The following is a 13,113-nucleotide window of genomic DNA, read 5'->3' on the forward strand; positions in this document are numbered from 1 at the left end:
TAACTTCATAGCTAGGAGCCCTTATCTAGATTGGTCGGAATGGCGGGATTCGAACTCGCGACCCCTTGCACCCCATGCAAGTGCGCTACCAGGCTGCGCTACATTCCGAAGACTTGAATTATACACAGATTTCTGCCATCAAAGAGAAAGCAGCGACCTGATCTGCAAAAGCTCCTCTTTGACTTCTTCAATGCTCAACGTTGGCACCTCCTTGGTGGGGCGTTGCGCCAGTATTTCCTGCAGCAAATGATTCTTCTCTGCCAACGCTTCCTGAGAGAGCACGGAAGCAATTGCGGGCAGCTCCTGCCCCTGCCTGACGGACTGACTGGCATGACCTGCAGAAGCCAGCTCACGCAGTCGGTTGCGTGCCCCGCTGATGGTGAAGCCCTGTTCATAAAGCAGTTCGCGGATGCGACGCACCATCAGCACTTCATGGTGCTGGTAGTAACGGCGATTACCCCGGCGCTTCATGGGCTTGAGCTGCGCAAACTCCTGCTCCCAATAGCGCAGCACATGGGGCTTCACATCGCACAAATCAGCCACCTCCCCAATGGTGAAGTAGCGCTTGGCGGGAATCGCTGGCAAATAGGAAGCCATGACGGGTGCGGTCAAGTGTGAGTTTTGAAAGAGGAAGTGCTGCAATATAGCGCGAAGAGCTGACAAATCATGCAGACCTGTCAGCTCTTTCATTGTGCAATGCCTGGCAAGCTCAGGCATCAGGCTTCACGCCTATGACTACAGCTCCGGGCTATCGCCCTGAATCAGCTCCTTGAGCTTGCTGCTGGCATGGAAGGTCACCACGCGGCGCGCAGCGATGGGAATCAGCTCTCCGGTGCGCGGATTGCGACCGGGACGTGGCGCCTTGGTGCGGATCTGGAAGTTGCCAAAGCCCGAAAGCTTGACATCTTCGCCGTCCACCAGCTTTTGCGAGATCAGGTCGAAAAATGCATCCACCATGTCCTTGGCTTCGCGCTTGTTCAAACCGATTTCGTCAAACAGCAGATCGGCCAGCTGCGCCTTGGTCAGCGCAGGGCTGTCGATGCTCTCTACAGCAAGCTCCATGGGTCGATCTCCTTGTGGATTGAACATATCAGCGCAGACGAGCCGCAACGCGTTCAACCAGAGCCGCAATGGTGCCCTGCATGGCGGCCTCGATTTCCGCATCGGTCAGCGACGCGGTGTCGCTGCCCAGCGTCAGACGCACGGCCAGGCTCTTCTCGTCCTGGGCCAGACTGCCCGGTGCAGCTTCCTCGCCAGCCTTGAGCTTCTTGGGACGGAAGACGTCGAACAGCACGGCCGAGCGCAGAATGCCGCCCTGCACACCTTGCTGCACGGCTTCCATCACCTGGGCGTGGGTCACGGCTTCCTTGACGACCACGGCAATGTCGCGCTCCACGGCCTGGTGCTTGGCCACAGGCTTGAAGACGGGCACCTGACGGGCCAGCACGGCATCAAGCTCCAGCTCGAACATCACCGGAGCCTGGGCCAGATCCCATTCCTGGCGCCATTGGGGGTGCAGCTCGCCGACAAAGCCGATGGCCTTGCCGTCCAGCAGCACGCGCGCGCAGCGACCGGGGTGCATGGCCGGATGCTCGGCAGGCTCGAACACGGGCTTGGCCGGGGCCAGCAGTGCCTCCACGTCGCCCTTGACGTCGTAGAAGTCAACCTTGGCTTCTGCCCTGCCCCATTGCAGCTGGTCGGCAGCGCCGTAGGCGAGACCCGCCACGCGCATGGGCTGATAAAAGCCCTTGACGGTGGTGTCGGAGTCGACCACGGACTCGTCCTTGAAGAACACGCGACCCAGCTCGAACACACGCACGCGCTGAGCCTTGCGGTCCACGTTGAACTTGAGCACCTGCAGCAGCGAGCCCAGCAGGGACGAGCGCATCACGCTCAAATGGCTGGCGATGGGGTTGAGCAGCTTGATGGCGTTGTTGTTGCCGGCCAGCTCCTGCTCCCACTTTTCTTCGACAAAGCTGAAGTTGATGGTTTCCTGGTAGCCCAGGCCCGCCAGCTCGTGGCGCACGGCATAGGGGCTGCGCTCGTTCTCGGCGCGCAGCTTGGGCGAGATCGGGGCCAGTGGCTTGGTGGTCGGCAGGTTTTCGTAGCCGATCATGCGGGCCACTTCTTCGATCAGATCTTCTTCCAGATTGATGTCGAAGCGGAAGGTGGGAGCGGTGACGCTGATCACGCCTTCGCTGGCCACCGCAGCAGGCAGACCCAGGCCGTTCAAGGCATCCAGGCATTGCTGCTGGGTCACGCCCATGCCGATGACCTTGGCCGCACGCGCAACGCGCAGTTGCACGGCCTTGGAGGCGGGCATATTGGGCTTCTGGTCGTCCATGGCACCGACCTGTGTCTCGGGCGTGCCGCAGATTTCCAGCACCAGCGCGGTGATGCGCTCGATGTGCTCGGTGGTGAACTCGGGGTCCACGCCACGCTCGAAGCGGTGACCGGCATCGGTCGAGAAGTTGAAGTGGCGCGAACGGCCGGCCACGGCCTTGGGGAACCAGAACGCGGCTTCGATGTAGATGTTCTTCGTGTCGTCGGACACGGCCGTGGCGTCGCCGCCCATGATGCCGGCCAGCGACTCGACCTGCTTGTCATCGGCAATCACGCCGACCTTGATGAAGTCGTCGATCTTGATGGTGTTGCCATTGAGCAGCTTGAGCGTTTCGCCCTCCTTGCCCCAGCGCACATTCAGGCCGCCGCTGATCTTGTCCAGATCGAAGATATGGCTGGGACGGCCCAGCTCGAACATCACATAGTTGGAGATGTCCACCAGCGGGCTGACCGAGCGCTGGCCGCAACGCGCCAGGCGATCCACCATCCACTGGGGCGTCTTCACCTGGGTGTTGACATTGCGCACGATACGACCCGAGAAGCGGCCGCACAGATCGGTCGCCTCGATCTTCACCGGCAGCTTGTCCTGCAAGGCCACGGCAGCAGCGGGGAAGGACAGGGCTTTGAGCGGCGTGCCGGTCAGGGCCGACAGCTCGCGGGCCACGCCGTAGACGCTCAGGCAGTGCGCCAGATTGGGCGTGAGCTTGAGCGTAAACAGCGTGTCGTCCAGGTTCAGGTACTCGCGCACGTTCTGGCCCAGGGGCGCATCGGCGGGAAACTCCAGCAGGCCGCTGGCGTCTTCGTCAATGCCCAGCTCTTTGGCCGAGCACAGCATGCCAAAGCTTTGCACGCCGCGCAGCTTGCCGATCTTGATCTTGAAGGGCTTGCCGTCTTCGCCGGGAGGCAGCTCGGCGCCCACGGTGGCGCAAGGCACGCGGATGCCGACGCGGGCATTGGGCGCGCCACAAACGATGTTCAGCAGCTCGGGGCCGCCCACATCCACTTGGCAGATGCGCAGACGGTCGGCGTCGGGGTGCTGCACGGCTTCCTTGATTTCGCCGACCACGATGCCGGTGAAAGGAGGTGCCACGGGATCGAGTTCCTCCACTTCCAGACCGGCCATGGTCAGGGTGTCGGCCAGCTCTTGGGTCGTCAGCTTCGGGTTGCAGTATTCGCGCAACCAGGATTCAGGAAATTGCATAGTCAGACTCTTTGGCGTTCAGGCCGGTTGCACCTTGCAGGTCTGCAGCCGGCTGGGCATGCGTACATTCAAAAGAGGAGCAGCCTGTGCGCTTGTACCTAGGACTTCAACATCAAAACCATCTGAAGTGCTAGGTGCATGCGCTAGGGCAGCTCACTTTTTTAATTACTGAAATTGCGACAGGAAACGGATGTCGCCGTCGAAGAACAGGCGCAGGTCGTTCACGCCATAACGCAGCATGGTCAGGCGGTCGGGGCCCATGCCAAAGGCAAAGCCGATGTACTTTTCGGGATCCAGCCCCATATTGCGCACCACGTTGGGGTGCACCTGGCCGGAGCCAGCCACTTCCAGCCACTTGCCGGCGAGAGGGCCGCTCTGGAACTGAATGTCGATTTCAGCCGAAGGCTCGGTGAACGGGAAGAAGCTGGGGCGGAAGCGCAGCACCAGGTCATCCTGCTCGAAGAAAGTCTTGCAGAAGTCGGTGAACACGACCTTCAAATCCTTGAAGCTCACGTTCTCGCCAATCCACAGGCCTTCGCACTGGTGGAACATGGGTGAGTGGGTGGCGTCCGAGTCCACACGGTAGGTGCGGCCGGGGGCAATCACGCGGATTTCGGGCATGGACTGACCAGCATCCAGTTGATTGCGGTATTTCTTGACATGCTGCACAGCGTGGCGCACCTGCATGGGGCTGGTGTGCGTGCGCAGCAGGTTGGGCGCGTGGGCCGTGCCGCCTTCCACATAGAAGGTGTCGTGCATGGAACGCGCGGGGTGGTCTTCGGGCGTGTTCAGCGCCGTGAAGTTGAACCAGTCGGATTCGATCTCTGGGCCCTGGGCCACATCAAAGCCCATGGAGCCAAAAATGCCCTCGATGCGCTCCAGCGTGATGGACACGGGGTGCAGACCACCGGCACCGCGGCGGCGGCCGGGCAAGGTCACATCCAGCACCTCGGCCTTCAGATGGGCCTGCAGCTCGGCATCGGCCAAGGCCTTGCGGCGGGCGGTCAAAGCAGCTTCGATCGCTTGCTTGGCCACATTGATGGCAGCGCCGCGCGATTTTTTCTCTTCGACGGAAAGCTGCGCCATGCCCTTCATGAGCTCGGTCATCTTGCCCGACTTGCCCAGAAACTGCGCCTTGGCGTTTTCCAGATCAGCGGGGGTGGCGGCCTGCGCAAACAGTTGTTGCGCGCTCTCGACCAGAGAATCCAACTCGTTCATATCGACTCTTTATCGAATCTTAAAAATAAACAAGGGCTAGTGCCTTTTCAAGCCCTAGCCCTTGCTGTTTGTGCACCAGCAGCTACTGAATCAAGAGTAACTACCGATCGTGACCTTAGGCAGCCAGCTTGGCCTTGACTTGGTCGACGATGGCTGCAAAAGCAGCCTTGTCGTGCACAGCGATATCGGACAGCATCTTGCGGTCGATTTCGATGGCAGCCTTCTTCAGGCCATTGGCGAATTGGCTGTAGGTCAGGCCCAGTTCACGTGCAGCAGCATTGATACGGGCGATCCACAGTTGGCGGAACACGCGCTTCTTGGTACGACGGTCACGGTAGGCGTACTGACCAGCCTTCATTACGGCTTGCTTGGCAACGCGGAAGACGTTACCACGGCGGCCGCGGAAACCCTTAGCAAGGGCCAGAACTTTTTTGTGACGGGCGCGAGCCGTTACACCACGTTTGACGCGAGGCATGTGTTTTCTCCTTGTTCGTCAGTGAATTACAGGCCTGCGGAAGGCAGCATCTTTGCGATGGAGCCCATATCGCCGGAATGCACGTTGACAATGCCACGCAGGTGACGCTTGTTCTTCGTGGTCTTCTTGGTCAAGATGTGACGCTTGAAGGCTTGACCGCGCTTGACGGTACCACCGGGACGAACGCGAAAACGCTTCTTCGCGCTGCTCTTGGTCTTCATTTTGGGCATGTGAATGCTCCTATTGAATTGTGCTCGCAAGGCGGCGTGCAACCTGCACGCACTTCGCTAGCCTCCGAGGCACTTATTCATCAGCCCCGCCAAAGCCGGGCCGATGTCTTGCAGGAAACCCTGCAAATTCCCAGGACTTACGCTATCAAGGATGTGCCAGGAACCTCAGCCTTGAGGCGAAGCTCCTGCCTGAACCTGATTTGCGCAAGTCGCGATTCTTTCCCTGCCGTACAAAACAAAAGTGGGCCGAGCCCACTCTTGCCTGCAAAGCAAGACAGCAATTATGCCTTATCTACGGCCTCAGGTGTAGCAGCGGCGCTATCAGCCTGGGCTTTTGGGGCAGCAGCAGACTTTTTACCTGCACGAGCCGGGGCAACCATCATGATCATCTGACGGCCTTCCAGCTTGGGGAACTGCTCCACCTGGATGGAGTCGGCCAGATCGTCACGCAGACGATTGAGCAGATTCAGACCCAGTTGCTGGTGCGTGATTTCACGGCCACGGAAACGCAGCGTGACCTTCACCTTGTCGCCATCAGCCAGGAAGCGGCGGATATTGCGCAGCTTGATGTTGTAGTCGCCATCATCCGTACCAGGGCGGAACTTCACTTCCTTGATTTCGATGACGGTCTGCTTGGCCTTGGCCTCAGCTGCCTTCTTCTGCTCCTGGTACTTGAACTTGCCGTAGTCCATCAGACGACAGACAGGAGGAACTGCCGTCGCAGCAATTTCCACCAGATCAACGTCCAACTCACCAGCCATGCGCAGCGCTTCTTGCAGCGGCACAATGCCCAGCGGCTCGTTATCAGGTCCAGACAGACGCACTTCAGGCGCCATGATTTCTCGGTTCAGTCGATGCTTGCGCTCTTCACGGTGGCGCCGATCGCGAAATTCAGTAGCTATGGTTTTCACCCTTGGATTGAAATGGCTACAACAGCGTAGCCGCTTGCGCGCAGCGCACGCAAACGACTCGCCACGGAGAGGAAACCTCTGTATCAAGCCTTAGCTGCGATGTCCTTGGAGAGCAATTCAACAAACGCATCAACCGACATCACACCGAGGTCTTTGTTACCCCGGGCGCGCACTGCAACCGCACCAGCCGCCTTCTCCTTGTCGCCTGCAACCAGGATAAAAGGCAGCTTCTGCATTGAATGCTCACGTATTTTATACGTAATCTTTTCATTGCGCAGATCAGTCACTACTCTAACACTTTGATTCGGCAGTGCTTTTTGCAGCTTTTCCGCCACCTCGCGGGCATAGTCCGACTGCGCATCGGTGATATTGAGCACCGCCACCTGCACCGGAGCCAGCCATGCGGGCAAGGCGCCAGCGTGCTGCTCGATCAAGATACCGATGAAGCGCTCGAGCGAGCCCACGATCGCGCGGTGCAGCATGATGGGACGGTGGCGCTCGCCATCTTCTCCCACGAATTCGGCATCGAGGCGCTCGGGCAGGTTGGGGTCGACCTGAATCGTGCCGCACTGCCATTCGCGGCCCAGCGCGTCCTTCAGCGTGTACTCGATCTTGGGGCCGTAGAAGGCACCTTCGCCGGGCAGATATTCGAACTCGCAACCCGAAGCACGCAGGCCTTCGGCCAGCGCGTTCTCTGCCTTGTCCCAGCTCTCGTCCGTACCGATACGCTTTTCGGGACGTGTCGACAGGCGGTACAGAATGTTGGTGAAACCGAAGTCAGCATAGACCTTCTGCAGCAGCGAGGTGAAGGCCGTCACTTCCGCCTGGATCTGGTCTTCGGTACAGAAGATGTGGCCGTCGTCCTGCGTGAAGGCGCGCACGCGCATGATGCCGTGCAGGGAGCCGGTGGGCTCGTTGCGGTGGCAGTTGCCGAATTCGCCGAAGCGCAGCGGCAGGTCGCGATAGCTCTTGATGCCTTGCTTGAAGATGATGATGTGGCCCGGGCAGTTCATCGGCTTCAGAGCATATTCACGCTTTTCGGACTCGGTCGTGAACATGTTTTCGCGGTACTTGTCCCAGTGGCCGGTCTTCTCCCACAGACCCTTGTCCAGGATCTGCGGCGCCTTGACTTCCTGGTAGCCGTTGTCCTGATAGACCTTGCGCATGTACTGTTCGACCTGCTGCCAGATGCTCCAGCCCTTGGGGTGCCAGAACACGGTACCGGGCGAGCATTCGTCGATGTGGAACAGATCGAGTTCACGGCCCAGCTTGCGGTGATCGCGCTTCTCGGCTTCTTCCAGGCGATGCAGGTATTGCTGCAACTCGTCCTTCGAGGCCCATGCCGTGCCATAGATGCGCTGCAGCATCTCGTTACGGTGATCGCCGCGCCAGTAGGCGCCAGCCACCTTCATCAGCTTGAAGTGCTTAAGCTTGCCGGTGCTGGGCACATGAGGGCCGCGGCACAGGTCTTCAAACGCACCTTCACGGTACAGGCTCACGTCCTCGTTGCTGGGGATGGAGGCAATGATCTCGGCCTTGTAGTTCTCACCCAGGCCCTTGAAGTACTGCACGGCTTCATCACGGGGCAGCACGCGGCGCACCACCTGCTCGTCCTTGTTGGCCAGCTCGGTCATCTTCTTTTCGATAGCCGCCAGATCCTCGGGCGTGAACGGGCGCTTGTACGAGAAGTCGTAGTAGAAGCCGTTCTCGATCACGGGACCGATGGTGACCTGGGCTTCGGGGAACAGCTCCTTGACTGCGTAGGCCAGCAAGTGGGCGGTGGAGTGACGGATCACATCCAGGCCATCGGCATCCTTGGCAGTGATGATGGACAGGGGCGAGTCCTGCTCGATCACAAAGCTGGTGTCCACCACCTTGTCGTTGATCTTGCCGGCCAGCGCGGCCTTGGCCAGACCTGTGCCAATCGATGCAGCCACATCGGCCACGGAAACCGGACCTGGATATTCGCGCTTGGAACCGTCGGGAAGAGTGATTTGGACCATGTCTTTCAATCTCGCGTCGTGGGACGCGCCTCTAGAAAACAAAATGCGCGGACTGGCCGCGCAAACTTGTGAATTGAATCGAATTGTATAAAACGGCCGCGCCTGCAAAGGTGCGCGGACCAGCACCTCAGGCGGTCGGGAGTACTCCCGTAGAGCTCTGCGTTCGCGGTGTCATAACCTAGGTGCCTTCCTTCCCTGTATCTGCGTCAACGCCGCAAAGCACATGATGGCATCGCGGTTGACAGATGAATCCAACCATTTTAACGCGCGCCGCAGATCTGTCTCGGTTTGCGGATTTTGCGGCCTTGCACGTATCGCAGAAGGCGCCCATCACCTTCCATCTCAGCGGCGCTGCGGTACAAGTGGCATGAGCGCCACGTAGCGCTCATCAGTCAAGGTGCGCAAGAAACTCACAAGGTCATCAATGTCCGTATCGGAGAGCGCCGTAACACTGCCCGGCTTGCGGTTGAGCGGAGGCGAGTTCACGTTCACGTTGTCGTGAAATTCCGGCGCCAGATCATCGAACGTCCCGCTCTTGCCAAACCAGCGCACAGGATCTGTCCCGCGCGTGTTGTAGAACTCCATCACCTCGCGCAGTGAAGACAGCGATCCGTTGTGCATAAAGCTCTGGCGGATGGCCGCATTGCGCAGGCCCGGCGTGCGCACATAGCCGCACCATTGTCCGGGCTCCGGCCACTTCAGTTTTTTCGCGGTTTCGCACAGGCCGTTGTCGAAATGCCGCGGATTGCGGTTTTCAACAAGCCTTTTGTTGCGCGGCGCCGCCAGGGCCTCATAGCCGAAATCCGTGAACAGCGAGCGCTCCGGGCGCGAAGCCGTCTCGGACACGGTATGGCATGAAGCGCAGTTGCCCTTATCCGGATTCTTGAACAGAGCAAGACCGCGCAATTCAGCCACATCCAGATTTCCCTGACCCCGAATGAAGCGGTCGAACTTCGACGTGAATGGCGACAGTTCATCCGATTGGAGATAGGCCTGCAGCGAAACGCCCAAAGCATCAAGCAGGGCCTTAGGATCGCTTCTCACCTTTTCGCCAAACCGCGGCACGAGCATCTGTGCGACGCCGTTACGCCTGAGGCGCGCGAGCAGGTTTGCCACGCTGCGGTTGTTCATCTCGCGCGGGTTGAGCAAGGGTGCGCTCACCTGCTCGGCCAGCGAGTCGCTGCTCGCATCCACCATCAGACCGCCGAAAAAGGACGGCACGAGGGCATCGTCGTCCTGATAAAAATACCGGCGCGGCACATAGCGCGCGTACAGCAGCGAAGGCGCTGCACGCTGGCCAAACTGCCCCGCCCGGCTGCCCAGCGCAGTGCCCGGGCTTTTCTCGGCATCGCGAAGGCCGCGCCGCAGGTCCGGACCGAATGCACGCGCCGGGTCATGGCAGCTTGCACAGGAGGTCCCCGATGGCTCCGACAGCCGTGTGTCATGGAACAGCTGCCGCCCCAGCGCGACAAGCTGCGGGTCGGGCGTGAACTTGGCCTGGGTCGGGTCGTAGCGCTGGGCGACCTGCGGTGTAGCTGCAATCATCGCCACCACCCTCGCGCCAGCACCCGGAGCGAGCCAGACCCGTGTTTCAGGCACTCCTTGCGCCTGTGCGGCGAAAGCACAAAGCGCCGCCAGCGCGGTGGCGGCGCCAGACTTCAAAAACAACTGGCCAAGCATCAGGGCGTCAGAAAGCCGGTCTTGTCGCAGCTGAGCGAGTAGCCTTCCTGCAGGCAGGTGGCCAGCAGTTTTCCATCGGCCGTATAAGCCTTGAAGCTCCAGCCGGTCGAAGGCTTGGCGCGATGCTCCATCAGCAGGAAGCCGAAGCTCGCATGGTGCGAGATATGGTCGACGATGGCACCGGGTGCGGGCACCACATCCGCACCCAGCGGATCGGGCAGAGCCACGTCGAGGTTGTCGCCCGCCGTGCCGCTCACGATTGTCGCGGTCTGGCCGCTCTTGAAGCTGATGGCCTGGAAGTCATGCACATGGCCGTGCAGTGCCAGGTTCACGCCAGGCGGATAGTAGGCCTGCGCATACAGGCTGGTCATCACGGACTGCATGAACGGGTTCGCCTGCGCCGGCTTGGCTCCGGCAATGGGGGCGAAGGCAAGAATGGGGTGATGGTTGGTGAAGATGCTGTTGGCCACACCGCCCTTCGCGGCGAGGGTTGCCACCTGCTGGAATTGCTTCTGGTAGATCGCAAACTGCGTGTCTTCAGGCTTGAGCGCTGCCTTGCCGTTCTTGGCCGAATCGAACACGATGACCTGCGAGTCGCTGCCAAGCTTCACGGCATAGGGATCGCTGTAATTGGCCGTCGCGTCGTTCGCGGCAAGGTCGCAGGAGCGCGCATCGCTGAACGGCTGCGGATCGAGGAAGCGGAACCAGCCCTGGCCGGCGCGTGCGCACTCCTCATGGTTGCCACGCACCATGACCCAGGGAGCCTTGGCAAGCAGCTTGGCCGCAGGCTTGAACAGATCGGCCTGCCAGGTATCCCAGCCATAGCCCCAGGGGCTGTTCTTGCAGCCCGCGACGTCAGGCGGACAGGCGTTTTCGCGATAGTGGTAGTCACCCACATGCAGCACCAGATCGGGGCTGAAGGCCGCCGCGGCATTCGCCACCTTCTCGAAAGGCCAGGCCGCCGTGTCGCCGCAGGCCTGCCATGCGTTATCGGCCTTCTTCAGGCGGCAGCCGCTATCGCCAAACACGACGATGCGTTGAGGATCCGCCTTGGGCAGAGGCAATGACTGACCGGCAACGCTCACGTCCTTCGCGCTCGCAGGCAAGGTCTGCTCGCACACGCTGACCGGGAAAGTCGAAGGCTTGGAATCCTCGGGAGCGCTTGCCGTGGGTCGCAATGCCGGATTGCTCGGCGCCACACGCAGCGACATGCGCGAGACATTGCCATCCACCGAAATCTGCGGACAGGCGGCCTGCGCACCACCGGACACTGGCGGTACGTAATTGGTGATCACGCGCGCAATGGCCTCATTCTTGGTGCCGACCATGACAAAGGCCGACTGGATATAGCCCGAACGGCTGGCTTCATCGGCATCCGAGCCTCCGCATCCATGCAGGGCCAGCAATGCGGCTGCGGATGCCAGGGTGAATCCGCCCAGATAAATTGTGCGTTGTTGTGTGTTCATTGATTGTTCCGTGAGGCTTTGACTTCAGCTCTCTTTTCTGAAGGCCCACGGAGCTTATGAACGGATCGTGACGCGTTGGTGACTTCAACAGTCCTGTGACGGCAACTGCGCTTGCGCGCACGCAAAAAAGCGCCCGAGACTTTCGCCCCGGGCGCATAACCCACTTTTTACTACCTAGACAGATTGACCAATGTTCAGTGGAACTGCTCCTCTTCGGTGGAGCCGGTCAGCGCCTTCACGCTGGAAGAGCCACCTTGAATCACGGTGGTCACGTCATCGAAATAACCCGCGCCCACTTCCTGCTGGTGCGACACAAAGGTGTAGCCCTTGTCGCGAGCGGCGAATTCAGGCTCCTGCACCATGTTCACATAGTGCTTCATGCCTTCGCCGCGGGCATAGGCATGGGCGAACTGGAAGCTGTTGTACCAGTTGATATGGATGCCGGCCAGTGTGATGAACTGGAACTTGTAGCCCAGGGCAGACAGCTCGTCCTGGAAGGAGGCGATCTGGCTGTCGTTGAGGTTCTTCTTCCAGTTGAACGAAGGCGAGCAGTTGTAGCTCAGCAGCTTGCCGGGGCAGGCGGCATGCACGGCCTGGGCGAACTCGCGGGCAAAGCCGATATCGGGCACGCCGGTTTCGCACCACACCAGGTCTGCATAAGGTGCGTAAGCCACGCCGCGGCTGATGGACTGCTCCAGGCCGTTCTTGACGCGGTAGAAGCCCTCTTGCGTGCGCTCGCCGGTCAGGAAGGGCTTGTCATTGGCATCGTGATCGCTGGTGATCAGGTTGGCAGCTTCCGCATCGGTACGGGCCAGAATAATGGTGGGCACACCCATCACGTCAGCGGCGAAGCGCGCTGCAATCAGCTTTTCGCAGGCTTCCTGCGTGGGCACCAGCACCTTGCCGCCCATGTGTCCGCACTTCTTCACGGCCGCCAGTTGGTCTTCGAAGTGAACACCGGAAGCACCTGCGGAGATCATGTTCTTCATCAGCTCGAAGGCGTTGAGCACGCCGCCGAAACCGGCTTCTGCATCGGCCACGATGGGCAGGAAGTAGTCGATGAACTCCTTGTCACCGGGGTTGATGCCACGGCTCCACTGGATTTCGTCGGCGCGCTTGAAGGTGTTGTTGATGCGACGCACCATGGTCGGCACCGAGTCGTAGGCGTACAGCGACTGGTCGGGGTACATGGTCTCGGAAGTGTTGCCGTCGGCAGCCACTTGCCAGCCCGACAGATACACGGCTTCCAGACCGGCCTTGGCCTGCTGCATGGCCTGGCCGGCAGAGATGGCGCCAAAGGCATTGACGTAGCCCTTCTTGGCATCGCCGTTGATCTTTTCCCACAACTTGGCCGCACCGCGCTGAGCCAGCGTGTATTCAGGCTGCAGGCTGCCGCGCAGACGCACCACATCGGCAGCGGAGTAACCGCGCTTCACGCCTTTCCAGCGTGGGTTTTGTGCCCAGTCCTTTTCGAGGGCGGCGATTTGCTGTTCACGGCTCAGTTGCTGGCTCAGAGATTGGGGCATGGTGCACTCCTTAACGGTTGAAACGGGATGGTTGGTGTTCGTCCTTGGGATCCACTGTAC

Annotated in this window: 11 protein-coding genes and 1 tRNA gene; all 12 read right to left on the minus strand. The window is 60.3% G+C overall.

Features of this window, described 5'->3' with window-relative positions; genetic code table 11:
• Positions 1 to 31 precede the first annotated feature (31 nt).
• Positions 32 to 108, minus strand: a tRNA-Pro gene (locus QMY55_RS14900).
• Positions 109 to 138: 30 nt separating this feature from the next.
• Complete coding sequence (locus QMY55_RS14905; protein ID WP_283488973.1) at positions 139 to 597, minus strand: MerR family transcriptional regulator; 459 nt, start codon at positions 595 to 597, stop codon at positions 139 to 141.
• A gap of 138 nt (positions 598 to 735) precedes the next feature.
• Positions 736 to 1,062: an integration host factor subunit alpha gene (locus QMY55_RS14910; RefSeq protein ID WP_218240006.1), complete on the minus strand. Its 327-nt coding sequence runs from the start codon at positions 1,060 to 1,062 to the stop codon at positions 736 to 738.
• Positions 1,063 to 1,090: 28 nt separating this feature from the next.
• The gene (pheT, locus tag QMY55_RS14915; RefSeq protein WP_283484969.1) at positions 1,091 to 3,544 is read right to left on the minus strand and encodes a phenylalanine--tRNA ligase subunit beta; all 2,454 of its coding nucleotides are present in this window, start codon (positions 3,542 to 3,544) and stop codon (positions 1,091 to 1,093) included.
• 165 nt (positions 3,545 to 3,709) lie between these two features.
• Positions 3,710 to 4,762, minus strand: coding sequence for a phenylalanine--tRNA ligase subunit alpha (pheS, locus tag QMY55_RS14920; protein ID WP_283484970.1), 1,053 nt, complete (start codon positions 4,760 to 4,762; stop codon positions 3,710 to 3,712).
• A gap of 115 nt (positions 4,763 to 4,877) precedes the next feature.
• Positions 4,878 to 5,237: a 50S ribosomal protein L20 gene (gene rplT / locus QMY55_RS14925; RefSeq protein ID WP_283484971.1), complete on the minus strand. Its 360-nt coding sequence runs from the start codon at positions 5,235 to 5,237 to the stop codon at positions 4,878 to 4,880.
• Positions 5,238 to 5,263: 26 nt separating this feature from the next.
• Positions 5,264 to 5,467: a 50S ribosomal protein L35 gene (gene rpmI / locus QMY55_RS14930; RefSeq protein ID WP_003053571.1), complete on the minus strand. Its 204-nt coding sequence runs from the start codon at positions 5,465 to 5,467 to the stop codon at positions 5,264 to 5,266.
• 281 nt (positions 5,468 to 5,748) lie between these two features.
• Positions 5,749 to 6,378 (minus strand): translation initiation factor IF-3, encoded by a 630-nt coding sequence (gene infC, locus QMY55_RS14935; protein ID WP_283484972.1) that lies wholly within the window; start codon positions 6,376 to 6,378, stop codon positions 5,749 to 5,751.
• Positions 6,379 to 6,461: 83 nt separating this feature from the next.
• Positions 6,462 to 8,381, minus strand: a complete 1,920-nt coding sequence (thrS, locus tag QMY55_RS14940) for a threonine--tRNA ligase (RefSeq protein ID WP_283484973.1) — start codon at positions 8,379 to 8,381, stop codon at positions 6,462 to 6,464.
• Between the two features lie 342 nt (positions 8,382 to 8,723).
• A complete protein-coding gene (locus QMY55_RS14945; protein ID WP_283484974.1) occupies positions 8,724 to 10,061 on the minus strand; it encodes a cytochrome-c peroxidase in 1,338 nt (445 codons plus the stop codon).
• Positions 10,061 to 11,527, minus strand: coding sequence for a metallophosphoesterase (locus QMY55_RS14950; protein ID WP_283484975.1), 1,467 nt, complete (start codon positions 11,525 to 11,527; stop codon positions 10,061 to 10,063). The genes QMY55_RS14945 and QMY55_RS14950 overlap by 1 nt, the downstream gene beginning before the upstream one ends.
• A gap of 194 nt (positions 11,528 to 11,721) precedes the next feature.
• Positions 11,722 to 13,053, minus strand: a complete 1,332-nt coding sequence (gene aceA / locus QMY55_RS14955; protein ID WP_283484976.1) for an isocitrate lyase — start codon at positions 13,051 to 13,053, stop codon at positions 11,722 to 11,724.
• Between the last annotated feature and the right edge of the window lie 60 nt (positions 13,054 to 13,113).

The organism is Comamonas resistens (assembly GCF_030064165.1).
GTDB classification, from domain to species: domain Bacteria; phylum Pseudomonadota; class Gammaproteobacteria; order Burkholderiales; family Burkholderiaceae_C; genus Comamonas; species Comamonas resistens.

Bases quoted from the DNA above. Each gene is read 5' to 3' on its own strand.
- QMY55_RS14905 (WP_283488973.1), bottom strand. From the start codon at position 597: ATGGCTTCCTATTTGCCAGCGATTCCCGCCAAGCGCTACTTCACCATT.
- QMY55_RS14910 (WP_218240006.1), bottom strand. From the start codon at position 1,062: ATGGAGCTTGCTGTAGAGAGCATCGACAGCCCTGCGCTGACCAAGGCG.
- pheT (WP_283484969.1), bottom strand. From the start codon at position 3,544: ATGCAATTTCCTGAATCCTGGTTGCGCGAATACTGCAACCCGAAGCTG.
- pheS (WP_283484970.1), bottom strand. From the start codon at position 4,762: ATGAACGAGTTGGATTCTCTGGTCGAGAGCGCGCAACAACTGTTTGCG.
- rplT (WP_283484971.1), bottom strand. From the start codon at position 5,237: ATGCCTCGCGTCAAACGTGGTGTAACGGCTCGCGCCCGTCACAAAAAA.
- rpmI (WP_003053571.1), bottom strand. From the start codon at position 5,467: ATGCCCAAAATGAAGACCAAGAGCAGCGCGAAGAAGCGTTTTCGCGTT.
- thrS (WP_283484973.1), bottom strand. From the start codon at position 8,381: ATGGTCCAAATCACTCTTCCCGACGGTTCCAAGCGCGAATATCCAGGT.
- QMY55_RS14945 (WP_283484974.1), bottom strand. From the start codon at position 10,061: ATGCTTGGCCAGTTGTTTTTGAAGTCTGGCGCCGCCACCGCGCTGGCG.
- QMY55_RS14950 (WP_283484975.1), bottom strand. From the start codon at position 11,527: ATGAACACACAACAACGCACAATTTATCTGGGCGGATTCACCCTGGCA.
- aceA (WP_283484976.1), bottom strand. From the start codon at position 13,053: ATGCCCCAATCTCTGAGCCAGCAACTGAGCCGTGAACAGCAAATCGCC.